The organism is Bacillus sp. FSL R10-2780 (assembly GCF_038006125.1).
GTDB lineage: Bacteria > Bacillota > Bacilli > Bacillales > Bacillaceae_G > Bacillus_A > Bacillus_A cereus_U.
This window is the reverse complement of the sequence record NZ_JBBOUQ010000001.1, coordinates 1,762,458-1,788,062: the sequence shown is the minus strand read 5'-3', so window position 1 is coordinate 1,788,062 and position 25,605 is coordinate 1,762,458. Positions and strand designations below refer to the sequence as shown.

Genomic DNA, 25,605 nt, shown 5'->3' with positions numbered 1-25,605 from the left:
TTTTTCTGTAATTGTTAACTATTCTTTAACTTTTCGAGGTATAAGGTACATCATGCCGAGCACAATTGCTAGCAAGATAAATTTAATAAATTCTATTAGGCTGGCATCCCACTTGTTTTGCAATCCATCTGTTAAATAAAATACATTAAACATACCATGTAAAATTGCGGGTGGTACTACAGAATGACCATACTCTCTCGTGTACGTCAAAATTATAGATAACATGAATAATAACGAGAAATAACTTAATATTCCTACAAACCAAAACTCATAATTTTTATAAAAGATTGCTACTGGTATATGCCATAAAGACCAGAGAAAAGCTGTAATAATAGCTGTGTGTATGAATGAATATTTTTTTCGTAAATAGTAATGAAAATTTCCGCGCCATATAATCTCTTCTAATAATGCAGATAAAGATCCGACTGTAAGACCAACGAGTAAGAGAAATCCTAATTCATTCCAATGATTATATAAGAACTTAATATCATAAATATAAAAATAAAAATGGAGACATAGTCCTAGAAGTAGTGGAAATAAAATGGAGAAGATTAGTGTTTTTATTTTTGGACGTGAAATTCCCAATGTATGAACTATTTTTTGTTTCTTATATAATTTTTGATACAAAATAACTGCTAAAAGCGGAACAACCATCGTAAATCCCAAATAATTACGACCATTTTCTATGTTCAGCAAGATGATATATACAATCGATGTGAGAAAATAAATACATAATGTTGAATGATAAACTATGTTTCTATTAATATTTTTCACCTACCTAAGTATATATAAGTTGTTAATCGAATATCCGATATTTTAATTATATATGAAATGAAAATAGACGGAATGAAAAATTTCATAAAACAATTTTGTTTTAAATTAACCGTCTACTCCCATATTTAAAAATTGAACAAGTTGATCATTTAAATAACTTGTATTATAAGAAAAATCATTTTGATACCACTCAATAATGATGCCAATAATCGCATTTGCTTGGTAGGAACAATAAAGTGAATGGTTCACTCCTTCTTTAAGCAAAGCCTCATTATCTTGAAGTAACAAATGCTTTATTTCCTCAAAAAATAAATAATAGTACATTAAAGGAACCTTTTTGGAAAAAACAATTCTATAGAATGATTTATATTTTTCGATATGATGAAAAATTCGAATTGTAGAAGGATCTAATTTACTAGTTTTCAATACTGATACGTAGCGATAAGGTTCTTGATAAGAACGTGTCAAATCTGCTGTAATTTCTTTAAAATACTCCTCAAATAAATCTTCTACTTGTTTATAATGCAAGTAAAATGTACCACGATTTATTTTTGCCTTTCTGCAAATTTCCGAGATGGAGATGACTTCTAAAGTTTTTTCATTTAATAATTCTAACAATGCGTTATGTAACGCCTCTTTTGTTTTCACAATACGCATATCTGTACGCATCATTTTTTTCACCTCTTATTGAACACATTTCATACGATTTGTTAATTATTGAACATTTATCGTTTTTTTGCTCATTGTAAGCGTTCTTTTATATTATTATAATTTTTATTGAACAACTGTGCAATAAAAGACAAAGGGGGCCGTTTCAGATGAGATTAAAAGGTAAAGTAGCAATTGTCACTGGTGCTGCGTCAGGCATGGGGAAAGCAATTGCAGAAGGTTATGCAAAAGAAGGAGCAAAAGTCGTTGTATCAGACTTAAACTTAGAAGGGGCTCAACATGTAGTACAAGGAATTAAAGCTACAGGTGCAGAGGCCATTGCTGTTCAAACAAACGTTACCTCCGATGAAGATGTCCAACGTCTTTTCGATGAAACAAAACAAGCTTATGGGAAATTAGATATTCTTGTTAATAATGCAGGTATCATGGATGGAATGGAGCCTGTTGGTGAAGTTTCAGACGAACGCTGGGAGAAGGTTTTCTCTGTGAATACAGTATCTGTAATGAAAACAATGCGTATTGCAGTGAATCTATTCTTGGAACAAGGACACGGTACGATCGTCAATAATATTTCTGCAGGTGGATTATATGGTGCACGTGCTGGCGCCGCTTACACAGCATCTAAACATGCGGTCGTTGGCCTAACAAAAAACACTGCCTTTATGTATGCGAACAACAACATCCGTTGTAACGGTATCGCTCCTGGAGCAGTCATAACAAACATTGCTTCTACAATGACAAATGTGAGCGAATTTGGTGCGAGCCGCCAAGCATTAGGTATGGCAATTAATCCACGTGCTGGACAACCAGAAGAAGTTGCACAACTGGCTATCTTCTTAGGTTCAGACGAAGCTAGTTTCGTAAACGGACAAGTGATTTCTGTAGACGGCGGCTGGACTTCATATTAATTTTAATTCAAGTATATAAAAGTAAATAAATTTTGAAAAAGCAATGCTCCTGTCAACTTGGCAGGAGCATTTTCCGTATAAATAAGCATTTTCATAGATTGGATGACTTTACGCTATAGAGTAATGAATAGACATAAGGAATAGAGGTTTGTTATTAATTGAATGTAAATTATGTTTTGGGAATGTAAAATTTTCCATACCTAATTTTATGGCGTGTTTTTCTAAGTATAATGAAAATACTAAATATTTCCGTACATATGTAAACTCTAATTCAAACATCATTAGTTAATTTCCTTAATGTATCTCGATGAATTAGGTTCACTCAGTAATTGCATAGTAAAAAGAAAAGTCCATTCATGTCTAATAAAAACCATTAAAACGGTGGCAAATGGAGAAATATCTAATTCACTATTTTTTAAATGCGGAGGGAATATGAAGCTACTTTTAAAAGAAATAGCAGTGAACAGAAAAATATTCATTATGTTACTTATTGGATTTGTATTAACGATATTGCCGATACTAATAGCTATATCTACTCGTGAGTATTATGATGAGAAATTTTATGAGCGTAAAAATGGTTACTTTAAATATTACTATTCTATTCATCTTACGAGTAAAGGGGAATTAAGTTTTAATGAAATTCAAGAGCTAGCACAAGCTAACTTTACAAACGCTAGTGTTATTACAAATGATATTAATAGTAAAATTCCAGATCTAGGTCATGTGACTATGATTGGTCTTATTAATAATAAGAGCTGGTCTCCGCCGTTAGTAAAAGGCTCTCGTATTAAACAGGATGAAGCAAATAGTGTAATTGTGGGAAAGAGTCTTTATAAAGATTCTGAAACAATACAACTATTTAGTAGAGAGTATACAGTTAAAGGAGTGAGTGGAACGAATACTGAATATGAATATAATAATAAAATTTTCGTACCACTAAATGACATGCCAGATGAGATAAAACGACGTATACAAAATGAACAAACATTTCAAATGATAATTAGATCTAACGAAAACCCTGAAAAAGAGATAGATACATTCGTTCAGCAAATTAAACAGAACAACAAAGAGATTAAAGTGGTAAATGAAAACGAGAATTACAAGAACGAAAAAAACTCAAGTCAAGCTATGACAGAGCAGTTAAGTATTCCGTATAGATTGCTCTTCATAGCTTTAATTAACTGTATTATTGTGAGTTATTTTTGGATTTATAAGAAGAGAAAGAGTATATCTTTAAGGAAAGCTTTGGGAGCAAGTAATTTGAATCTTTTTGTTTTTATATTTAGCCAATTATTTATATGTGCACTCTCTGCAGCGATCTGTGCAACATGTATTCAATGGATGTTAAGTGCACTGAGTAAAAGTATTATACATTCTATAGGTTTTCACATTAGTATAGACTTCTTTCATATTGTGATGAGTGTATGTATCGCTCTTTCTATTTCTTTCATCACCTCGGTAATTTCATTCATCCAAATCATTAACATTGAACCTGCTAAAGCCTTAAAGGAGTAAAAAATATGATGAGAATAAAAAGTGCTCTAATAGCCTTGAAAAACAGATTGCTAATCTCGATGTTTCTCCTTTTACAATTTACGTTTGGATTATCAACAATAACTGTTTCAGTCAATATTTTTTACAATTTATACTATCTCACCAATAACTCCAGTTCAGTGTTAAATAAGGACATTACATATTTAATTACTTTTGATATGACTACGGATAGGTTGAAAGAAGAACAATTTAATAAAGAGCATATAGAAGAGATTTACAATAAAATTCAACAAAATAAAGATGTAATTTCGTATGGTACATACGAAGAGAGAATAATCGAACTAGAATCAAGCAATAGACCATTGAAAGACAGCATGCTTACTGATTTGACAAATAAAACATATCATGAGGAACGTCCAACTATTAGGACAATCATAGTAGATGAAAATTACTATAAATTACTGAACTTACCTATAAAAACTGAAAAAGGATTCTCACATCAAGATTTTCAAAAAAACAGTGGAGAAAAAATGAATGTTTTAGTTGGTTCTTATTTTGAAAAGTACTTTCGCATAGGGGATACAATCAATAATCAATATACAATTATTGGTTTTTTGCCGGAAAATAAATTCATTGTAAATAATAACGGAGCGAACACATACCTAAAGTTAGAAAAGGCAATGATAATGCCCATGCCGATTGATAGATATGAAAATTATGAATCGATTTTTTTAAGATTACATCAAGGTACGATTCTAACTTTACGAAAAGATGCAGATGTAAAAAAACTACAAGAAACGATTCAACTTAAAGGAAACGACGTTACGTTATACCTGAAAAATTTAGGTGAAGAAATAAATGAAGATGTTACTAGTAGTAGACATTCTGAAATTATTGGACTTATAGTAGGAAGTCTAATTATTTTATTTATAATGGCGGGAATTGTCGTAACAACAATCGTTTCCATAATCATGAGGAAGCGTGAATTTGGTATTAAGATGGTCCTTGGAGAGAGTAAGTATGGGATGTTATTTCAAATTGTTTTAGAAAACATATGTATTGCGATAGCTGGCATGGTTATGTCCATGGTGTATTTTCTTTGGAGATATGAGGCTCATCTACAATTTTCAAAGGACTTAAATGTGGCATCTGTACTAGACTTAAATTTAAATCTACCAATATTATTTTTAGTATTCCTATTCTTACTTCTTATCATCATTGTTTCAAATTTCATTGTCTTCTGGTTTATTAGGAAGCTTGAACCTAAAACATTAATAGGAGGGATGGAATAATGAGTTTAATTGAGCTAAAAGATATTAAAAGGGTGTATAGCAACAAGAATCACAAAACGTTCGCGTTAAACGGTATAAACTTAACGATAAACAAGGGCGAAATTATAGCGGTTATGGGTCGATCAGGTTCAGGCAAAAGTACACTATTAAATGTTATAGGGTTAATTGATATGCCAAATGAGGGGGAATACTCCTTAAATGGTAAAACATTAAGTGAAATAAGAAGGAATAAAGTTCATAAAACAAGAAATGAAATAATCGGGTTTATTTTTCAATACTTTGCGTTGTTAAAAGAACATACTGTACTGGATAATGTAGCACTACCGCTAACATATAGAAAGTTAAAGCAACGGGAAAGAGAAAATAAGGCGAAGTTCTATTTGGAAAAAGTAGGTTTAAAAGAACAAATGCATAAAACACCCGATGAACTATCAGGTGGTCAGCAACAGCGGGTAGCTATCGCAAGAGCGTTAGTAGGCGAACCAGAATTAATTTTGGCCGATGAACCGACTGGAAATTTAGATAGGAAAACGGGAGAAGAAATTATGAATCTATTATTACAACTAAATGAAGAAGGAAGAACGATTATTATTGTAACGCATGATATTGAAGTAGCTAATCAGTGTAATAGAATTATTGAGTTAGTTGATGGGGAAGTTGTGCGGAGTTAAAGAATTAATGAACAGAATGAGAGTTAGCAATTCAGCTAAGATACATATAAAATACACTTACTTTTTATTTTAGAAACCATGACGATTAACTTTTTAAAATGGTTTCTTTTTAGTATATGAATTTGAAAGTGTAGTGAAAAAATAAATTATTCATCCGTAACTTTCCACAATAGAAAATCGTTAAACAAAAGAATAGATTTTTAATCACGAATGGGGGAAAACCATGAAAATTCTAATACTAGGCGGTACACGATTTTTAGGAAGAGCATTTGTAGATGAGGCTTTACAGAGAGGGCATGAAGTTACATTATTCAACCGTGGAACAAACAAAGAAATTTTTCCTAAAGTAGAGCAGTTAATCGGTGACAGAAATAACGATGTATCAAGTTTAAAAAATCGAAAATGGGATGTTGTCATAGACACGTGTGGATTTTCTCCACATCATATTAGGAATGTTGGAGAAGTACTTAAAGATAATATTGAACACTATATATTTATCTCAAGCATTTCCGTATATAAAGATTGGATCCCTCATCACATAAAAGAAGACTATATATTACAACCCGAACCGACGAGTGATCAGATAAAGGCTGTAGAGAATGGTGAAATATCGCCTTACGAGCATTATGGTGCGCTTAAAGTATTATGTGAAAAAGAGGCAGAGAAGTATTGGCCGGGGCATGTTTTACACGTAAGAGCGGGACTTCTTTCGGGAGTGTTTGATTATACAGATCGGCTTCCATACTGGATTCAGCGCGTAGCAAAGGGCGGAAAAGTGTTAGTGCCAGGAAGAAAAGACCGTCCAGTACAGTTAGTTGATATAAAAGATGTTGCGAGCTTTGGACTAAACATGGCAGAAAATAATAAAGCAGGTACATTCAATATAACAGGTCCAAATGATGAATTGACGATGGAAGAGCTATTAAATACGTGTAAAAAAGTTACGAATAGTGATGCTGAATTCGTTTGGGTTGAGGAATCATTTATGCATGAGAATAAAGTGCAGCCATGGACGAAAATGCCATTATGGCTTCCTGAAACTTTTGCATTAGAAGGTGAAACAGATCCGTGGAAAGGTGGATTCTCTATTAGTATCGAGAGTGCCGTTAAAGAAGGGCTTACTTTTAGAAGGTTAGAAGAGACAGTTAAAGACGTGTATGACTGGATGAAGAGTATGGATGAATGGGAATTAAAAGCAGGTATTTCAGGCGAGAGGGAGAAGGGTTTGTTAGAAAAGTGGTATCAATAAATTTAGATGAGCCATTTGAATATACTTGATTGCACATAAGGAGGAGAAATGTTTATGAAGTGGTGGGGGACTGGGAGAATAACAATTTAACCATAGTATTAATAAAAAACGCCTTGTTACTAAAGAAACAAGGCGTTTTTCGTATGTAAATCTACCACTCAATCGGTTCTTCCCCGTACATCTCCCACAGTCTAGGAAACATCTTTTTCAATCCTTCTTCGTCATCTTCATCCCAGTCAAACTCAATATCTATCTCGTCGAATTCTTGATTAGATAAGACATGATAAAGTGTAAAGTAAGTATCATCTTCATCCCCGGTTTTTTCTGCATATACAGTGAAACCGAAATATAAAGAAAGTTCTTCAATGTTTGGAACGTCATACTCGCTCAGATTTTCTAACGCAGGAATTAACAGTTCTGGATCTTCAATACACGCTTCATAAACTTCTTTTCCTTGGAACAATAACCATCCACGGAAGTAATCAAAAGAATCATCCGAACAACCACCCATAATAATATAGGCCGCTGCCCATAAACGAGACGTATAGGAATCTTTTAATATGCGATGCATATGTGTGTCAAAAGCTACAATTTCATGTACTGTACGTTTAGCAAGGTGAGAAGTAAGCCATTCTAGTTGTTCTTCTTGATCTTCACCTTTCGTTTTGGCACGAGCGAGTAGCTCCCAAAATTCTTCTTCCGTTATCGTTTTTTCTTTTATGTAATCTTCCCCTAGAATAGGGTCTGTATATCCTTTTTTTCGTTTGGAAGTGATTAGTTTGTTAGCTTCTTTTATACATTCTTCTTCTGTTTCAAACTCTTTCGCTTTCACACTACCAGCTGTGCCAATTTTCCCGTAAAACACAACGTAGTCTCTATCTTTCACAACGATTTTCCAAAACTTATTTGATTTCTCAGTTTGCTGGATTAATAACGTTTCCATTCGTACCCCCATAATGTTTTCTAGTGTGCAATGTGATTGTAACATATGTATATTTACTTGTAATGACAAATCAAGTGTATCGAGTTTTTGAAAAAATCAAAAATCATTGAACGGAATAGAAAAATTTAGTAATCTTATTTATACAGTACATACATAATAGTTTTGAAATAATTCGATATTTAATAGATAGGGGAAAATCGGGATGGATCTTACGTTTAAAGTAGAGGAAACATGTTTTAATTACCGAGTCGGAGCAATTTGTAAACAGGATAATAAAATACTCATTCTGCAAGGTGACGGTGAAGATTTTTGGTATGTACCAGGCGGAAGAGTGAAAATGTTAGAAAATAGTGAAGATGCGTTAAAACGAGAGCTTGCAGAAGAACTAGCTGTTCCAATTGAAGTAAAGAGGTTAATATGGTCAGTAGAAAATTTCTTTACACTTTCTGAGCGAAAGTTTCATGAAATTAGCTTTTACTATGAAGTAGAGCTGCATGAATTACCCGCGAATGGAGCCGACCACTATATTCTGAATGAAGAGGGTAGAACATATATGTTTAAGTGGGTGCCGGTAGAAGAGTTAGATGCATATAACTTACAGCCAGCGTTTATAAAAGAGAAAGTAAAGGACGTATCAGTTCATACAGAACATATCGTTTTACAAAAGTAAACATGTCCGGAGGGGGAAAACGGTGAAGGGGACTAAAAAAGAGATACATATAGATGATAAAGTCATTCGTTACACACATATCGAAAAAGGTGCTAATACAATTTGTTTTATGCTCTCAGGTTCAGGCTACAATTATGATAAACCGTTATTCTATTATGCAACGATGCTTATGCTTGAAAATAAAATAGATGTAGTACATATTCATTATTCCTACGATGGACAATTAATGGAAAAACCAATGGAAGAAATAACGAAAGTAATGATGGATGATATTAATCCTGTCATTATTGAAGTGCTAAAAAGTGGGCAATATAGCAATTCGATGTTTTTAGGAAAATCACTCGGAACAATCCCAATTGCGAATGATTTAATGAAGAGAGAAGAATACGTACAGTCAAAGATGATATTACTTACACCTTTACTGACGTTTGATGCGATTTTTGATTCCATCTTACATAGTCATCATGAAGGGCTATTAGTTATTGGAGACAAAGATCATCAATACAATGCAAATCAAATGGATCAATTAGAACAATCCAAGTTAAAGATTGAAATTGTCAAAAATGCAAACCATTCTTTAAATGTTGGGGAATTTGAAACAGAAAATTCGATTGAAGCTATAGCGAAAGTAATAGAGAGACTTAAAGAAGTTGTGAGGACAAACTAATTTAAGTTTTCAATACATGCAAAAAGAGGTGCGAATTGCACCTCTTTTTTAATTTAATAAGCCTTCAAAACATGAAGCAAATAATCCTTCCGATTTAGCGGATTAAAGTCAACACGTTTTCGAGTAGGGAAGGGAGCCTTCAGCTTTGTGAAACCAGTTGGCTTTGTTATAAAGATACCTTCTCCTTCGGTAAATGAATGGAGCAGTCGTTTAAAATTCTCTGTTTTCGCAACAGGTAATAATCCTGTTAAATGGTAAGAGTCATTATAGAATATAGGCTCTGCGAAAGTTGCTGGAATGGCAGCTAGTTTATACATTGCGGTACTAATTGCGTGCTCTGGAACAGTTAATTCAAATTCGTTTAATGGTTCATATACACATGTTTCAGCTTGCTTTAAAGCAGCCATTAATACGAGCGGTGTTAAGTTTCTAAAGTCACTCGCTGTTGTAACAGGGCTTGCATAACCAGTATGTGTTAACGTGACGATAATATCAGTAACTTCCCATCCAAATAAACCTTGTTTTAACGTTTGAAATACTGTATCTTCAATCGCTTTATGAAATGCTAAAGGTAGTGATCCAAGTTCAACGCCTAAGTTATACGTAATACCAGAGTTAAGCACACCACGTTCCACTTTGAAGCCGATTGTTGCGTAAAAAGGATTCTCTTTTTCACTCATTACTTCAACGCTATTCCCTATGTCAATTGGTTTTTCAATACATACAACGCGCGTATTTGAAAAAGTAACTTGTAAATTGTATTTTTCATAAAGTGTTGTTTCGATAACTTCTTTTTGTACTTCACCGAAAAGGCGAATGTATAGTTCATTATGAACATCGTCTTTCCACACTTTAATGAGTGGATCTTCTTCGCATAGCTCCATAAGTGCAGCGTATAAATCATGAATTTGCTCTTTAGGAACTGCCTCGATTGCTGCTTCCATTTGCGGTTCGGCAAAGTAAATGTCTTTAATATAATCTGTCCGTTCACCGATAATATCACCAATTTTAACATTCGTAAGTCCCCACACTTTGCAAAACTCTCCATTTTGAACAGTAGAAGCTTGAATTGCATTTCCATTATGAAATATGCACATTTTTTTAATCTTTTCTTTATGTGACAGAGACTCACTGCGCTGAATATCAACATATTTTCTAACGTGTAAACAACCAGAAAAAACTCTTACATAAGCAATCTTTTCCCCAGAAGATTCGCGTTCAATTTTAAAAACAACACCGGATAATGTTTCATCTTGTGCCGATTTAGTAGTTGGAATTAAGGCTGAAATATTTTCAAGTAGTTCAGTTACACCTATACCTGTCATTGCTGAACCAAAAAAGATAGGAAACACATTTGCTTGCTGTATTTGCTTTTCGAGTTCTTTTCTTAATAGTGCATCCGGTACTATTTCGTTATTTACATATGATGCAAGCAATGATTCCTTATATGGTGCTAATCGTTCAATACAATCGTCATATGACTTATATTCAATAATACGAGCTTCCTTTGTCCCTTCGTTCTCTACAGAGTAGAAGGGGAATGCATCCTTTGAAAGAATTGCTTTTATTTGTTTCACAACTTTTTCAGTATTTGCGCCACTACGGTCTATTTTATTTACAAATAAAACAGTCGGTATGTTTAGTTTCTGTAGTGTTCGCATTAAAATCTTCGTTTGTGCTTGCACACCTTCAACGGCAGAGATAACTAAAATGGCACCGTCTAAAACGCGGAATGATCGTTCCACTTCAGCGATAAAATCAGCGTGTCCGGGTGTATCAATGACATTTACTTTTAAATCATCAATAAAGAAAGAAACGACAGATGCTTTAATCGTAATTCCGCGTTGTCTTTCTAATTCCATTGAGTCAGTTTGCGTATTGCCACTATCTACTCGGCCAACTTCTTTAATCACATTCGTTTCATAAAGAATACGCTCAGTCAAACTCGTCTTGCCAGCGTCTACGTGCGCGACAATCCCTATATTTATTGTTGTCATATATAAATATCCTCATTTCATTTTCCATTTTTATTTCCGCATTTCTATTTGTGTATTGCCGCATTACAATCACTCTCCAGTCATTTAAATTAGTACTATTATAATGCAATTAACATTTTTTGTAATGTGATAAAGTCCCTTGTTTTGGAAAAATATTAATAGGCGAACATTAAAAAATAAACAGGAAAAACAAAATGCTTGCATTATAAATCGATATAGATTATATTAATTGACATATCAACTATTGATGCATCAAACATTTTTGGTTTGGATGTAAAGGAGGGGTAATTTGACAAGTTCATGCTCAAAAGAAGCAATAATTTTATATAAATTACACTTCCTCAATAAAGAAGTAAGTTCGAAGTTTGAAGGTTGTACGGGTATGAGTCAATCTAGACTAGAGCTTATACTTCAGTTATATGAAGTAGATGAAATTAGTCAAAAAGCACTTCAGCAAGAAGTGAATATTGATAATGCCGCGATTACGAGGCATTTAAAACAGCTGGAAGCAAATGGAATGATTACAAGACGTAAAAATCCAGATGATAACAGAATTACGTTAGTTTCTCTTACAGAAGAGGGGCGAAATAAAATTCAAGTGTATCAAGAGGAAAAAGAGCGTTTCGCTACTTCAGCATTTAAAGGATTAAGTGAAGAAGAGCGCGACAATCTTTTAACGATGTTAGACCGCATTCAAGAAAACATAAAAGAATTATAAAAAAGGGAGAATACAACTATGACTAACTCAGTAAAAACAAATGATTTTAACGAAATTTTAACAGGACGTCGTTCAATTCGTAAGTACGATCCTTCAGTGAAAATTAGTAAAGAAGAGATGACTGAAATTCTTACAGAAGCAACACTTGCACCATCTTCTGTAAACATGCAACCATGGAGATTCTTAGTTATTGAAAGTGACGAAGCAAAAGCAACACTTGCGCCACTTGCGAAATTCAATCAATCTCAAGTAGAAACATCTTCAGCAATGATCGCTGTATTTGGTGACTTAAACAACTTTGATAACGCAGAAGAAATTTACGGTACAGCAGTAGAGCGTGGTTTAATGCCAGCTGAAGTAAAAGAAGATCAAATACAAAAACTTTCAGGTTACTTCTCAATGGTTACACCAGAAGTAATGAAAGATACAGTTTTAATTGATGGTGGTCTTGTAGCAATGCAATTTATGCTAGCAGCTCGTGCTCACGGTTATGACACTTGCCCAATTGGTGGATTTGAAAAAGACCAAATCGCAGAAGCATTCGGATTAGATAAAGAACGCCACGTACCAGTTATGTTAATTTCAATCGGAAAAGCTGCTGACAGTGGTTATCCATCAGTACGTCTTCCAATTGAAAAAGTTGCTGAGTGGAAGTAATTTTACACAAATAGAAATAAGTGAGATATGAGAGGGGAAACACCATGATTATTATTCACGCAATATTTCAAGTGAATCCAGCAAAACAACAATCATTTTTAGAAGAAATTCAGCCACTCATCCATGGTTCAAGAGAAGAAAGTGGAAATGTATCTTATGACTTATATAAAGATACAGAAAAAGAAAATGTTTATACGATGGTAGAAGTATGGAAAGATGAAGCAGCAGTTGCGAGTCATAATACGAGTGAACACTTCACATCTTTCGTTAGTAAAGCACAACAATTTTTAACTGCTCCGCTTAATATAAAAGTTTATAATGGAGAGTTAGTAAAATAATATGGTTTACAGAAGGTGACTTTGGCGTATTGCTGGGGTCATCTTTTTTGTTTTTATATAAGTTATTCCTATATTTCCTTTTAAAACAATGTGTTATAATTTGGAAAAAATCTTAATTTTCAGAAATATAAGAGGCGGGAGATAAATATATGAGCACATTAAAGAAAATCACTAGCAATATTTCGAAGGTTATTATAGGAAAAAATGAATCGATTGAACTAGCAGCTATAGCTCTTATAGCAAGAGGACATATTTTATTAGAAGATGTACCCGGGACAGGAAAAACAACTTTAGCGAAAAGTGTGGACGCTAAGTTTCAAAGAATTCAATTCACAGCTGATACTTTGCCTGGAGATGTCATTGGCCTCGAATATTTTGATGTGAATGAACTTTACCATTTCATGAACAGAGAAGGTCTTATGAAACGATACAACAATGGTTAAAACGAATATGTCGAACGAGAGATATTATTCCGATATATGAGTCTGTTCGCTATGGTGAAAAGACGTATACGGAATTAGATGTAGAGAAGACTGTGCGGTGGATAGAACGGGATGGAAAAGGTCGGTATGAATAGTAGAATGTACTATATCAAGATAAAAAAGGTGGCGGGGTTAATCTGAATGTAAAAATTATATAAGTAAATAAAATTAATTTACTTATATTTAATTGCATGTTAATGTATAGTTAATTTTTTAATATCTCTACCAATGGAAAAAGAATATACAAGCTATATGTAACTCTTTGTAGAGTATTGCTTCTTTAATTGTTCATGAGTGTATCTTTGTTTTATTAATATAGAATGAAAAAAGGATGTATTAAAGCTAAACGATTAATGGGTAGCATGTTAATAAAAAATTACATGAGTTTAGTAAAAACGTATAATTTATTTTTAAGGGTGTGAAAATATAATGAAACCGGGATTGAAAAGCATACTTATTTCCTTTGCTTTTTCTGCAGTAGGGATGTGTTGGCTGCTGTTCATGTTATTTAGAGGGGGCGGAGACTGGCTATTGTCTTGGATAGGTGTATTAATGGCATATTTATCTTTATACACTTTAATAGATTTATATTGTAAAAATACATACGAAAAAACATTAAATAAATTGCTTATAAAATCAACAGTTACTACCTTTAGTTTTGGAGTATTAGGAATCACATTTGGTATAATACACGAGCTATTAACACCATGGAGTCTCAGTTTAATGGTTTGGTATTGGTTGCTAATTCTACTTTTATTTTTAACGACCATAATATTATTAGTTATTTTAGTATTGGTAAATCGTAAGAATCATAATTTTACCGTGGGATATAGAATACTTATACTTCTAAATATATTTCTTACGTTAGGACCAGTATTGTGGCCACTATTTCTTACTATTCTTGGAAATGGTATGAATGCTAGTGCAGGATGGTAAAAGTGAATAGAGAATAGTGATTTAAAGGATAGAATGGAATAAAAAATTGATATAGGGTTTTAAATATTTAAGAGAGCGTGTTTACATAAAAAATGAAAACACGTTCTTTTTTATTGTTAATCTTAATATGAACTCATTATATTCATAAGATAATCCAATCAGGATAAAATATATGTTATTGAAACAAACATATATGTACCTTTGAAGCGAACACAATTAATGAATCATCTTAAAAATAATAAAGACGAGGTGGAATGAAAATAAGGGCAGTTAAGTGACTGTCCTTATTTTCATTTTACCTTTTTAGTTTCATACGCAACTCTTTCTCAGCTTATCGTATCAAGATTTGAACGTAAGTATTTCGTAAGGAATGGATAAGAAAAAAGAGAGATTTATCATATAGGATTAGAGTATAACTTGAATCAATACGATATTAATAGAGGAGAGAGAGCCTTATGAAAAAATGTAATTCAATAAAGCTAGCAAGTTTGTCAGTTCTATTAGCAGGTACTACTCTATTCACACCAGGTTTTACTGTGAAAGCAGAGTCAGTACAAAATATATCAAGTCCGTCACAATCACATGATCAAAAGAATCGGAATGGCTGGAAACAAGTAATGCAGGAATCAGTACAGTTTGGAACACCAGGGGTATTAGCTAAGACGTTTAACAACGGAAAAACTAGTAGCTATGCTGCTGGCGTGGCGGATTTAAGTACAAAGAAACCAATGAAATCGGATTATCGTTTTCGGATTGGTAGCGTGACGAAGACGTTTACTGCCACGACTGTTCTTCAATTAGTAGGAGAAAATCGTATACAACTTGACGATCCAATTGAAAAGTGGCTACCGGGTCTCATTCAAGGAAATGGGTATGATGGCAATCAAATTACGATACGTCAACTTTTGAATCATACGAGTGGTATAGCTGAATATTTAAAGTCAAAAGACGCTGACATAATGAATTCGAAAAAAACGTATACAGCAGAAGAAATAGTGAAAATGGGGCTTTCTCTACCACCTGATTTTTCGCCAGGTAAGGGGTGGTCGTATTCAAACACAGGATACGTAATATTGGGAATGCTTATTGAAAAAATAACTGGAAATAGTTATGCAGAAGAAATTGAAAAGCGAATTATTGAACCTTTGGATCTGTCAAATACGTTTTTACCAGGGAATTCAACCGTTATCCCAGGAAAGAATCATGCTCGAGGGTATATGAAAATTGACGGAACAAGCGAGTTGAAAGACATAACGTATTATAATCCGAGTTTAGCTAATTCAGCTGGAGATATGATTTCTAATGCGGACGATTTAAATACGTTCTTTTCATCTCTACTCGGTGGTAAGTTACTGAAGGAGAATCAATTAAAAGAAATGCTTACTACAGTTCCTACAGAAGGAGAAGGCGTTGGTGACGGATATGGTCTTGGAATCTATGAGACTAAACTTCCAAACGGTGTTTCAATTTGGGGTCACGGAGGGGCAATTCCTGGGTTTACAACTTTTGTTGGGGGAGTAATTGGGGGCAAACATACATTGGCTGTCAGTATTAACTCTTTAGGTGCGATTGATATTATTACGCAGTTTAATAAAATGATGAAAATTGAATTTAATAAATAGAAAAAAGAAAATGAATTGGATTCTGCTATTGTTGTATATAAAAGAGGTGCTTTTTAAATTTTGTAACTATGGACAGTATTAGCATCTATGATATGGCATCAAGTGTATTTCAAAGTGAAAATCAATCTTATTGCTTAGTATAAAAATAAAAAGGATGTCAGTTGCATGACATCCTTTTTATTTTGGAGCAAAGAGGTATACCTTTAATTCTGAAAATTGTTATTTTTGCAACCATTCCATATAATAAAGGTTATAGGGATTTATACAGGGGAGTTATGAATGGAGAATACTTTAGTTGATTAACTATTTCTCGTTTTAACCAATATAACAATTAATAGATTTGGAGTTGAGTACATTGGGACAAAATCATTATAAATGGAGTAATAAGCAATTACGAGAACATGTTGAAGTACTAGATGGCACGAGAAGTCCGCACATTTTATTAAAGAATGCAACGTATTTAAATTCATACTTACGTGAATGGACGATAGCGAATATTTGGGTATATGATGATCGAATTGTATACGTAGGAGAAAAACTGCCAGAGCGATTAACTGATTGTGAAGTTATTGATTGCGAGGGGAAGTATATAGTTCCAAGTTACATAGAACCGCATGCGCATCCATATCAGTTGTATAATCCAGAGACTTTAGCAAATCATGCGATGCAATTTGGGACAACAACTTTCATTAATGATAATCTAACTTTATTTTTCACATTACAGCGTGAAGTAGCGTTTCAATTATTAGATGAATTTAAAAAGATTCCAGCAAGTATGTATTGGTGGTGTCGTTTCGATGGACAGACTGAGCTGCAAAATGGCCAATCTTTATTTAATAGTGAAGAAATAATGGAATGGCTTAACCATGAAGATGTTCTTCAAGGCGGCGAGCTAACAGCATGGCCAAAACTATTACACGGCGATGAGGACATGTTAAATTGGGTACAGGAAACAAAACGATTACAGAAGAAAGTAGAAGGTCATTTTCCCGGAGCGTCTGAAACAACTTTAGCAAAGTTAAAATTGTTAGGTACGGATTGTGATCATGAAGCGATGACAGGGCAGGAAGCATTAACACGCCTTATGCAAGGTTACACCGTTTCTCTTAGAAATTCTTCTATCCGTCCAGATTTAGAAATTTTAGTAAAAGAATTGCTAGAACTAGGTGTTAAACAATTTGATAGATTCATGTTCACAACAGATGGTTCACATCCGTCATTTTATGAAAACGGAATGACAAATAGATTGATAGAAATAGCGATTAAGCAAGGAATACCAGTAATTGATGCTTATAATATGGCAAGCTATAATATTGCTCGTTATTATAATATGGAACATTTACACGGCTCGATTGCGACAGGAAGAATTGCAAATATTAATATTTTGGAAAGTAAAGAAAACCCGGTGCCGATTAGTGTAATTGCAAAGGGACGATGGGTGAAGCGTAACGGAGTAAACAAAAATGAAGCATTACGTATAGAATGGGATAAATTTCAAGTAACCCCTCTACAACTAGACTGGTCTTTAAAGAAAGAAGATATGATTTTTTCTGAAACAACAGGTATAAAATTATTAAATGATGTTATTTCAAAACCATATGTAACTGAAATCGACTTAAACGGTGAGGAACTTTCTATTGAGCATGATGAATGTTTCCTTATGATGATTGCTCGTGATGGCACTTGGCGAGTGAATACAGTTGTGAAAGGTTTTGCGAAAGAATTAGGAGGTCTTGCAAGTTCTTATTCTGGTACAGGTGACATCATTCTTATTGGAAAAAGTAAAGAAGATATGCTTACAGCTTTTCATAGAGTAAAAGAGCTAGGTGGCGGTATGGTAATAGCGGAAAGAAATGAAGTGTTACACGAAATTGCATTACCGTTGCTCGGGATTATGTCCGATTTAAAAATGAGCGAATTAATATATAAAGAGAAAAAAATGGTGAAATTACTACAAGAGCGAGGATATGCCTATAACGATCCAGCATTTACGATTTTATTCTTTTCTGCGACGCACTTGCCTTTTATACGGGTAACGCCTATAGGATTATATGATGTGAAAAGTAGTAAAGTACTTGCTTCACCGGTAAATCTAATAAAGCAATATTAAAAGGAAATGTCCTATAAAAAGTCTATTTTATAGGACATTTCTCATTTATAGCATAAGAATATCTTAAGCCTCAAATAATATAGTATCTACATTATTTGAGGTGATACGTAAATATGAAAAAACTATTGTATATTTTAAGCGTATTTGTTTTATGTGTATCTATTCAACATGTTGTACATTCCCAATCAGATGCACCAAGCTTATCTTCGGATTGTCTCAAAGAAAGAAAAGTTCGAGATGAAAAGTATGTGAAAAATATAATGAGGGATATTAGATCCACGTTTAATTTGAATTTTGATGAAAATAGCTTTTGGGAAGTAAGTAAAAAAGATTTAGAAGCTGCACACGTAATGTATGGTGGCCGGGTTGATGATACTTATTATAATTCGTTAACTAAAGTTTTTGAAAGTGGTGGATATAGAGGAGAGCCTAGGTTATTTGTAAAGCCGCTTGAAGCATTTGTACTTTATAAAGAAATAGACGATACAAATGTAATAAAACATCTTGAACTTGAAAAAGGGGAATGGGTTGTTACCGAAACGAAAAAGAAGCAAGGGAAAAAGGTGGAATACAAACCGTTACAATGTGAAAAGGATTATCTGAAAAAGAGAAATGAGTATCATAATATGAACTGATGTAACAAAATGCTAATTAACGTTGTTTTTATCAACAGATAGCTTGTTATCTATATAAAATAGGAAAAGGTAAGTAAACATATTATCCTTTTTTGAGACTCCCACGACTGAAGTCGCAAGCCCTAATCCTTACGGATTAACGGGTGGGATTCTTGAATGACTAAACGTTCGCAGTCCATTTCTGTTTTGAACAGCCTTCAAGATGAGGGCACCTCATTGCCCCTCCTAAACCAGACCGTATAGGTGCTTAGGCTAATTGACTGTTACCATCAATCACAGTTGCGTAGCGAATATTCATCGCCCCAACGATATCACGATGTTTCTCAAACCCACATTGGCACTTATATTTTCTGTCTTGCGCCTTGTTCTTCTCAGAACATTTCGGACAGCTTTGACTTGTATAAGCCGGATTTACATATTCAACCTGAATACCAACTAATGTCGCTTTGTACGCAATGAATTGTGATAAACGATAGGAGGACCAAGTGTGTAGATTTTTTTCGTTTTTACGGCTTGTTCGTGCCGTCTGTCTAATATTCGTTAGTTGTTCTAATCGAATGACAGAGATATTATTATCAGTTGCAAAATCAATGATTTCACGGCTTATTTTGTGGTCTTGGTCTTGCATCCATCTTTGTTCTTTATCATCAAATCGCCGAATCGCATTCACTTTTTTGTCTTTTCCTAACTTCTTACGAACACTACGAAACTTACGCTTCCTATATTTATTTTGCCTACCATTCCCAAAGAAACGAACCTTGTCATCGTCTGTGATTGCTACCGCAGGGACTTTGAGACCTAGGTCTACTCCTAAAATTTTCGTCCCTGCTCTTTCATTTGTAGGAAGTGTAACAGATATTTGGGCCATCCACTTATTCGATTTCTTTGTGATACGAAGTGTACCTAACTTATGTTTTAACAAATCCAAATTGCGATTTTTTTTATCGATTAATAAAGCACGGACCATTAAACGAGTTGACTTTCCATTTACCATAAACGGAATTGAAATATGAGTGGAGTCAAATGAATAATTTTGATTGTTCCATACACAAACAGGTCTCTTTAAAATCGGAATGATTTTATAATTGCTTTTCTTTACTTTTGTAGCAAACAAACTTTTCGCGTCTTTAATCGCTTGATTCTTTACCGCACTTGGGATATTAGCTTCAATATCTTTTGTACTTTTTTTAGTGCTTTTCTTCGCTTCAACCATTTCAGATACAAGTGTATTAATGACTTTGATATACTCGTGGCTACTTTGTTCCAATAAACGGATTTGTTCTTTTGTTGGAAGCAACTTAATTTTAACTGTTATGGTTTGTGACATACGTTTCACCCCCTTGTTTTTTGATTCTCAACATACTGTTTTATTGTCTCACTTGATACATTTCCAGCAGTAGAAACAAAATAGGAACGTGTCCATAGACTTGGCAAGTGCATAAGATGAGGAAATTCTTCTCTCAAACGCTTTGATGTCACTCCTTTAATTTTTGCCATTGTATCGGCAGGACTAAGTATTGGCAGTGTATTTAAAAACAAGTGAACGTGGTCTTTTTCACATTCCATTGCGACAATAACAATATCCAGTTCGTTACATATTTCTTGAACCAACATTTTGAAACGTTCTTCTACTTTTGTGTTTAGAAAAATCTTTCTTCTGTATCTTGGACAAAACACAAAATGATAGTTAATGAATGATACGGTTGTTTTAGTTCTTCTATAATCATTTATCATAGTTACAACGTATCAGTTCTTATCAAAAATTACAACATAAAGGAGAAAAAATAAAAGATACTACTTTGGATACTTAAAGTACCACAAACCTTGCGATTTTTAGGGGCACTTCGTATCCAACCTCACTTTCATCCCATGCCTAAAGGCGATGGGCTTTCTCGTTCGGAAAGGACTGTAATATGTTTATTTACCTTTTTGAATGGGGTTAGTTGAAAACTATTTGCTGGCTAATGCAAAAATAATTTCTAACGAATCCTTCATCGTAAAAAGAGGAGTTTGTGTCAAAATATTTATACATTGCTGAAACATCTATGTATATTTTATTCTACAGTATTAATAAAAGAATGTTGGCTATTCATAAGAAATAGCATTGGCACAGTTTTTGCTTGTATTAAATTTAAGGAAGGGGAATTGTATTTAAGGAATCTGTATTCGTAATAGTATAAAACAAGCTACTATTGCATCATTGATCATACTTGTATTTATAGCGGAACTGTAAGTACATACAAATAAGTATGTTCTGGTTTTAAAATTCAGAATTTTCTTTAAAATTATTAGGGGGCAATGGTATGGTTAAATATTCAAAAATTTCTAAGTTGATTCTTGGTGTTGGACTAGTGACAATATCATGTAATGGTTTGCAAATTCAAGCAGAGACAAAAGAAAAAAATGTGAAGAACGTATTACAAATGGAGCCGGTAGGCATACAGAAATCCGTTGATGAGTTGGCACACTCTTCAAAAGTACAAGAAAATGCATCTTTTACAAAACGGTTAAAGTTATCGGATTTATCGCAGCGTCCGCTAGCACCAAACGAGGATGTTAAACCGTTAGCTGAAGAAAAAAAGTATTCGATGGCTGAGTTAAATCAATTAAGTAACAAACAATTAACTGATCTTCTTGTGACAATTAATTGGTATCAAATTCCGGAATTATTTCAGTTTAATAGTGATAGTCTCAAATTCTATCAAGATGATAGCCGAATGCAAGCGATTATTAATAAACTAGCAGAACAAGGACAAGCTTATACGAAAGATGATTCAAAAGGGATTGAAACATTAGTAGAAGCTCTACGTGCAGCATTTTATTTAGGTTTTTACCATGATGAATTAAGCAAACTAAATGAGCGTAGCTACCATGATAAATGTTTACCGGCTTTAAAAACAATTGCAAAAAATCCGAATTTCAAACTTGGTACATCAGAACAAAATAAAGTTATTTCATCATATGGAAAATTAATTGGAAATGCATCGGCTGATGTTGAAACGGTTTTATATGCAGGTGAAATTTTTAAACAATATAACGATAACATTGCAACTTTCATTGAAGACCGAACAAAAGGAGACGCTATATATGAGTTGATGAAGGGAATTGACTTTGATATTCAGACGGATATGTACACGACTGGAAAAAAGCCGAAAGATACGATGTGGTATCGAAATATCGATAACTTTATTAATGAAGTAAGTCGTTTCGCACTAATTGGTACTGTATCAGATAAAAATGGATGGTTAATTAATAACGGAATTTACTATGCTGGTCGATTAGGAAAGCTTCATAGTACGCCAACAAAAGGACAACAAGTTGTTACAGAAGCGATGAGGATTTATCCACATTTAGGGGAGCAATATTTTGTTGCAGCAGAACAAATTACTACAAATTACGGAGGAGTAGATGCGAACGGAAAAACAATAAGTTTAGATCAAATCCGAGAAGATGGAAAAAAGAAATATTTACCGAAAACGTATACATTTGATGATGGAGCGATTGTCTTTAAGGCTGGGGATAAAGTTAGCGAAGAGAAAATTAAACGTCTATACTGGGCGGCAAAAGAAGTACGCTCTCAATTTTATCGTACAGTTGGTAGTGATAACCCACTTGAAAGTGGACATGTTGATGACGTGTTAACGATGGTTATTTATAATAGTCCAGATGAGTATCAATTTAATCGTCAACTGTACGGATATGAAACGAATAATGGTGGAATGTACATTGAAGGAACAGGGACTTTCTTTACATATGAACGTACACCACAGCAAAGTATTTATAGTTTGGAAGAATTATTCCGCCATGAATTTACGCACTACTTACAGGGAAGGTACGAGGTTCAGGGATTATGGGGCCAAGGGGAAATGTATCAAAATGAACGTTTAACATGGTTTGAAGAAGGGAATGCAGAGTTCTTTGCAGGTGCAACGCGATTAGATAGTGTAGTACCGCGAAAAAGTATAATTGGTGGATTATCTAATGATCCTGCAAAACGATACACAGCAGCACAAACATTAAATGCGAAATATGGAACGTTTGATTTTTATAACTATTCGTTTGCATTGCAATCATATATGTATAATAACCGTCCTGAAATGTTCGATAAAGTGCATGATTTAATTCGTGCAAATGATGTTTCAAGTTACGACGCATACCGTTCTACATTAAGCAAAGATAATAAATTAAATGAAGAATATCAATCTTATATGCAAATGCTTATTGATAATCGTGATAAGTATACAATTCCACAAGTATCAGATGAGTACTTAGCGCAGCATGATCCAAAATCGCTTTCGGACGTTACTTCAGATATCACTAATGAATCAAAGTTAAAAGATGTGAAAGTAACAAAGAATAAATCACAATTCTTTAATACATTTACACTACAGGGGACATATACTGGAAGTGCGACAAAAGGAGAGATTGAGGATTGGAAAGTAATGAATCAAGCAACGAATGATATGTTGAAACGTCTTTCAGGAAAAGAGTGGACGGGATATAAAACATTGACTGCTTATTTTGTAAATTACCGTGTAAATAATGCTGGACAATTTGAATATGATGTTGTATTTAGCGGGCTGAATACGGAAGAAGGTACGGCTGTAGAAAAAGAACCGAATAATTCATTTGATACAGCGAATCCACTATCTTTGAACACTTTATTAAGAGGAAACTTAAGCGATCAAGATCAGGGGGATAAATTTGTTATCGATGTAAAGGATCAAAAAGATTTACAGATTTCTGTTACGAACGAACAAAACCTTGGACTGAACTGGGTATTATATTCTGAATCAGATCTATATAATTATGTAGCTTATGCAACAAAACGTGATGGAAACAAATTGCTTGGAAATTATAATGCGAAGCCAGGGAAATATTACTTAAGTGTATATAAGTATGGCGGTGGAACAGGGAATTATACAGTGCAAGTAAAATAATTTACTATAGTTTGTTTTGAAAGGCTACTTATTGCATTTTTTAGCTAAGTAAAGTAGTTAATGTTAAACGTTAAACTACTTCAATATACCCCTGTTCTAATTATAGAACAGGGGTATATTGGCTTTATATTTTTAAATTAAATAACCTCATTGGATTTTGACAAGAAAATAATTAATATAGATTTGAATTCTCATTCGTAAAGCATGTTTTAATCTTCTTAATGCTCTTTCATTTTTGTCTCAATGCTTGTTTTCAAATCAGTTGATACTTGATCGAAATACCCCAAAACTATCTTCCTAATATCATTGGATATAACTTTCAAATCATTAGCTAAATTTTCAGCAAGATGTTCTTTTTCAATGTGTGATAACTTCGCATAAAATTCACCAGCCTGCCCAAAATCATCTTGCTTAGTTATAGAAGTTCTTTCGAGTTTTCCTTCAACGTATCTTCCGTCACCGCTTGTAATTTGATTAGCGGGTGTCCAATCTTGCTGTTGGTTGATCGCTAATTTACGAAATTCGGGTCCAATTCTTCTTCTTTGAGAATCACTATAAATATTAGCGCGACCTTGCAGCATTTTATCATCTGATAGTTCTGCACCGTCTAGTAAATTAGAAGGGGAGAAGGAGACTTTTTCTACTTGTTCCATATAATTTTCAGGATTTTTATTTAATACCATTTTGCCTACGGGCATAAGAGGATACTCCTTTTCATCCCATACTTTTGTATCATCTAAAGGGTCATAAGAAAGATGTGCTTCATCTTTTGGATCCATGAGCTGGACATATAAACCATATTCCACTGGTTTACCAGCCTCAATTGCATCGTATAAATCTTTTCCACTATAATCAGGATTTTCGGCAGCTAGTTTATTTGCTTCCTCACTAGTAATGGATTGTACACCTTCAAATGGATACCAATGATACTTTACGTACTTTCGATAACCTTGAGCATTTCTCCAAACATATGTATTTACACTATGTCCTGGGATGTGGCGAAGACTTTTTGCCGTACCAGCATCAGAGTATAAACGGACAACAAAATGAATGGATTCGGGTGCTCTAGCGACAAAACTCCAAAATCTATTAGGATCTAGTAAGTTATTTTTAGGTGAAGGCAATAACGCGTTAATAGTTTCAGGGAAACGCATCGGATCACGAACAGAAAAGACAGGAAGGTGATTACATAAAAGATCAAATACGCCTTCTTTAGTATAAAATTTTGTAGCAAAACCGCGTACATTTCTAGAAGTATCAGGTGTTCCTTTCGTACTAACAGCTAATGAAAATCGCACCATAACAGGAATTTTCTCATTTGAATTTTGTAAAAAGCTAAGTTTTGTATGTTCAGCCATCGGATATATCGTTTGGAAATAACCAAATGCACCAAATCCTTTTACATGAACAGGTCTTTCTAAAATCTTTTCATGAATAAATTCTTGTAACGCCTCGTGCAGTACATTATCTTGCTTTAAAATAGGTCCACGTGAACCAACTGTTTGAGAGTGAAGTTTAGCTGGTTCATTAAGTTCTCGATTGCTATTTAAGTCTTCTCCTAATAAAGATTGCCTCTGTTTATCATGTTTTTCATTCATCGATATAGCCTCCAAAATTTTTTCGTTGATTGTTACTAAATATGATTCTTTAGCCTTGATTATGTATTACATACGAAGTTCAAATTAGTAACATACCGCTAGATGAAAAAAAGGCACATACAGTGGACCTGTTGAAATAGAAGAAATTATGGAAAAATGAATATCGGGAAGAGAAATAACACGTTTTAGTAAAAGGTAGAAGAAAATCACTATTAAAATTTCAATCTTAAAAGTT

The 25,605-nt window shown here is 33.7% G+C and carries 22 protein-coding genes and 2 pseudogenes; 17 read left to right on the top strand and 7 right to left on the bottom strand.

Annotated features, from left to right (window positions below; genetic code table 11):
- Positions 1-18 precede the first annotated feature (18 nt).
- Together NSQ47_RS09305 and NSQ47_RS09300 are read right to left on the bottom strand one after the other, a co-directional pair.
- On the bottom strand, positions 19-774 hold the full coding sequence (locus tag NSQ47_RS09305; RefSeq protein ID WP_340824525.1) for a CPBP family intramembrane glutamic endopeptidase: 756 nt from the start codon (positions 772-774) through the stop codon (positions 19-21).
- 105 nt (positions 775-879) lie between these two features.
- Entirely contained in the window at positions 880-1,446 is a 567-nt protein-coding gene (locus tag NSQ47_RS09300; RefSeq protein WP_088078835.1) for a TetR/AcrR family transcriptional regulator, read from the bottom strand.
- Between the two features lie 146 nt (positions 1,447-1,592).
- On the opposite strand from NSQ47_RS09300, the gene NSQ47_RS09295 reads away from it, so the two are divergent.
- From NSQ47_RS09295 to NSQ47_RS09275, 5 genes are all read left to right on the top strand, one after another.
- Complete coding sequence (locus tag NSQ47_RS09295) at positions 1,593-2,351, top strand: SDR family oxidoreductase (protein ID WP_002200050.1); 759 nt, start codon at positions 1,593-1,595, stop codon at positions 2,349-2,351.
- A gap of 432 nt (positions 2,352-2,783) precedes the next feature.
- A complete protein-coding gene (locus tag NSQ47_RS09290) occupies positions 2,784-3,866 on the top strand; it encodes an ABC transporter permease (RefSeq protein WP_340824523.1) in 1,083 nt (360 codons plus the stop codon).
- Positions 3,867-3,874: 8 nt separating this feature from the next.
- Positions 3,875-5,137 carry an ABC transporter permease gene (locus NSQ47_RS09285; protein WP_340826903.1) on the top strand — a complete coding sequence of 421 codons (1,263 nt, stop codon included), beginning with the start codon at positions 3,875-3,877 and terminating at the stop codon, positions 5,135-5,137.
- On the top strand, positions 5,137-5,808 hold the full coding sequence (locus tag NSQ47_RS09280; RefSeq protein ID WP_340824521.1) for an ABC transporter ATP-binding protein: 672 nt from the start codon (positions 5,137-5,139) through the stop codon (positions 5,806-5,808). The genes NSQ47_RS09285 and NSQ47_RS09280 overlap by 1 nt, the downstream gene beginning before the upstream one ends.
- Before the next feature lie 223 nt (positions 5,809-6,031).
- Positions 6,032-7,057, top strand: a complete 1,026-nt coding sequence (locus tag NSQ47_RS09275) for an SDR family oxidoreductase (protein WP_341036678.1) — start codon at positions 6,032-6,034, stop codon at positions 7,055-7,057.
- Positions 7,058-7,208: 151 nt separating this feature from the next.
- Here NSQ47_RS09275 and NSQ47_RS09270 read toward each other — a convergent pair whose 3' ends face one another.
- On the bottom strand, positions 7,209-8,000 hold the full coding sequence (locus NSQ47_RS09270) for a DUF4240 domain-containing protein (RefSeq protein WP_340824517.1): 792 nt from the start codon (positions 7,998-8,000) through the stop codon (positions 7,209-7,211).
- Positions 8,001-8,202: 202 nt separating this feature from the next.
- Between NSQ47_RS09270 and NSQ47_RS09265 the strand changes: the two genes are divergently transcribed.
- Complete coding sequence (locus NSQ47_RS09265; protein ID WP_002110576.1) at positions 8,203-8,670, top strand: NUDIX hydrolase; 468 nt, start codon at positions 8,203-8,205, stop codon at positions 8,668-8,670.
- A gap of 22 nt (positions 8,671-8,692) precedes the next feature.
- Positions 8,693-9,337 carry an alpha/beta hydrolase gene (locus NSQ47_RS09260; protein ID WP_340824513.1) on the top strand — a complete coding sequence of 215 codons (645 nt, stop codon included), beginning with the start codon at positions 8,693-8,695 and terminating at the stop codon, positions 9,335-9,337.
- Between the two features lie 53 nt (positions 9,338-9,390).
- On the opposite strand, the gene NSQ47_RS09255 is transcribed toward NSQ47_RS09260, so the two are convergent.
- The gene (locus NSQ47_RS09255; protein ID WP_341036676.1) at positions 9,391-11,334 is read right to left on the bottom strand and encodes a translation factor GTPase family protein; all 1,944 of its coding nucleotides are present in this window, start codon (positions 11,332-11,334) and stop codon (positions 9,391-9,393) included.
- 289 nt (positions 11,335-11,623) lie between these two features.
- On the opposite strand from NSQ47_RS09255, the gene NSQ47_RS09250 reads away from it, so the two are divergent.
- From NSQ47_RS09250 to NSQ47_RS09210, 9 genes and pseudogenes are all read left to right on the top strand, one after another.
- Positions 11,624-12,052, top strand: a complete 429-nt coding sequence (locus NSQ47_RS09250; RefSeq protein WP_000204168.1) for a MarR family winged helix-turn-helix transcriptional regulator — start codon at positions 11,624-11,626, stop codon at positions 12,050-12,052.
- Positions 12,053-12,070: 18 nt separating this feature from the next.
- Positions 12,071-12,709: a nitroreductase family protein gene (locus NSQ47_RS09245; protein ID WP_340824509.1), complete on the top strand. Its 639-nt coding sequence runs from the start codon at positions 12,071-12,073 to the stop codon at positions 12,707-12,709.
- A 44-nt stretch (positions 12,710-12,753) separates the two neighbouring features.
- Positions 12,754-13,047 (top strand): putative quinol monooxygenase, encoded by a 294-nt coding sequence (locus tag NSQ47_RS09240; protein WP_340824507.1) that lies wholly within the window; start codon positions 12,754-12,756, stop codon positions 13,045-13,047.
- A gap of 149 nt (positions 13,048-13,196) precedes the next feature.
- Positions 13,197-13,436, top strand: a pseudogene (locus tag NSQ47_RS09235) (AAA family ATPase); the annotation flags it as partial.
- Positions 13,436-13,624 (top strand): annotated as a pseudogene (locus NSQ47_RS09230) (signal peptidase II); the annotation flags it as partial. The pseudogenes NSQ47_RS09235 and NSQ47_RS09230, both read left to right, overlap by 1 nt.
- Before the next feature lie 334 nt (positions 13,625-13,958).
- Positions 13,959-14,465 (top strand): DUF3902 family protein, encoded by a 507-nt coding sequence (locus NSQ47_RS09225; RefSeq protein WP_340824505.1) that lies wholly within the window; start codon positions 13,959-13,961, stop codon positions 14,463-14,465.
- A 455-nt stretch (positions 14,466-14,920) separates the two neighbouring features.
- Entirely contained in the window at positions 14,921-16,087 is a 1,167-nt protein-coding gene (locus NSQ47_RS09220) for a serine hydrolase domain-containing protein (RefSeq protein ID WP_340824503.1), read from the top strand.
- Positions 16,088-16,442: 355 nt separating this feature from the next.
- Positions 16,443-18,197, top strand: a complete 1,755-nt coding sequence (locus NSQ47_RS09215) for an adenine deaminase (RefSeq protein WP_340824501.1) — start codon at positions 16,443-16,445, stop codon at positions 18,195-18,197.
- Between the two features lie 113 nt (positions 18,198-18,310).
- Positions 18,311-18,832 carry a hypothetical protein gene (locus NSQ47_RS09210; protein ID WP_340824499.1) on the top strand — a complete coding sequence of 174 codons (522 nt, stop codon included), beginning with the start codon at positions 18,311-18,313 and terminating at the stop codon, positions 18,830-18,832.
- A 247-nt stretch (positions 18,833-19,079) separates the two neighbouring features.
- On the opposite strand, the gene NSQ47_RS09205 is transcribed toward NSQ47_RS09210, so the two are convergent.
- Positions 19,080-20,159, bottom strand: coding sequence for a transposase (locus tag NSQ47_RS09205; protein WP_341036675.1), 1,080 nt, complete (start codon positions 20,157-20,159; stop codon positions 19,080-19,082).
- A 5-nt stretch (positions 20,160-20,164) separates the two neighbouring features.
- Positions 20,165-20,566, bottom strand: coding sequence for an IS200/IS605 family transposase (gene tnpA, locus NSQ47_RS09200; protein ID WP_033710939.1), 402 nt, complete (start codon positions 20,564-20,566; stop codon positions 20,165-20,167).
- A gap of 569 nt (positions 20,567-21,135) precedes the next feature.
- On the opposite strand from tnpA, the gene NSQ47_RS09195 reads away from it, so the two are divergent.
- Positions 21,136-23,772 (top strand): collagenase ColA, encoded by a 2,637-nt coding sequence (locus tag NSQ47_RS09195; RefSeq protein ID WP_341036673.1) that lies wholly within the window; start codon positions 21,136-21,138, stop codon positions 23,770-23,772.
- Positions 23,773-23,990: 218 nt separating this feature from the next.
- Here the strand turns inward: NSQ47_RS09195 and NSQ47_RS09190 are convergent, their stop codons facing one another.
- Complete coding sequence (locus tag NSQ47_RS09190; protein WP_215578881.1) at positions 23,991-25,370, bottom strand: catalase; 1,380 nt, start codon at positions 25,368-25,370, stop codon at positions 23,991-23,993.
- Between the last annotated feature and the right edge of the window lie 235 nt (positions 25,371-25,605).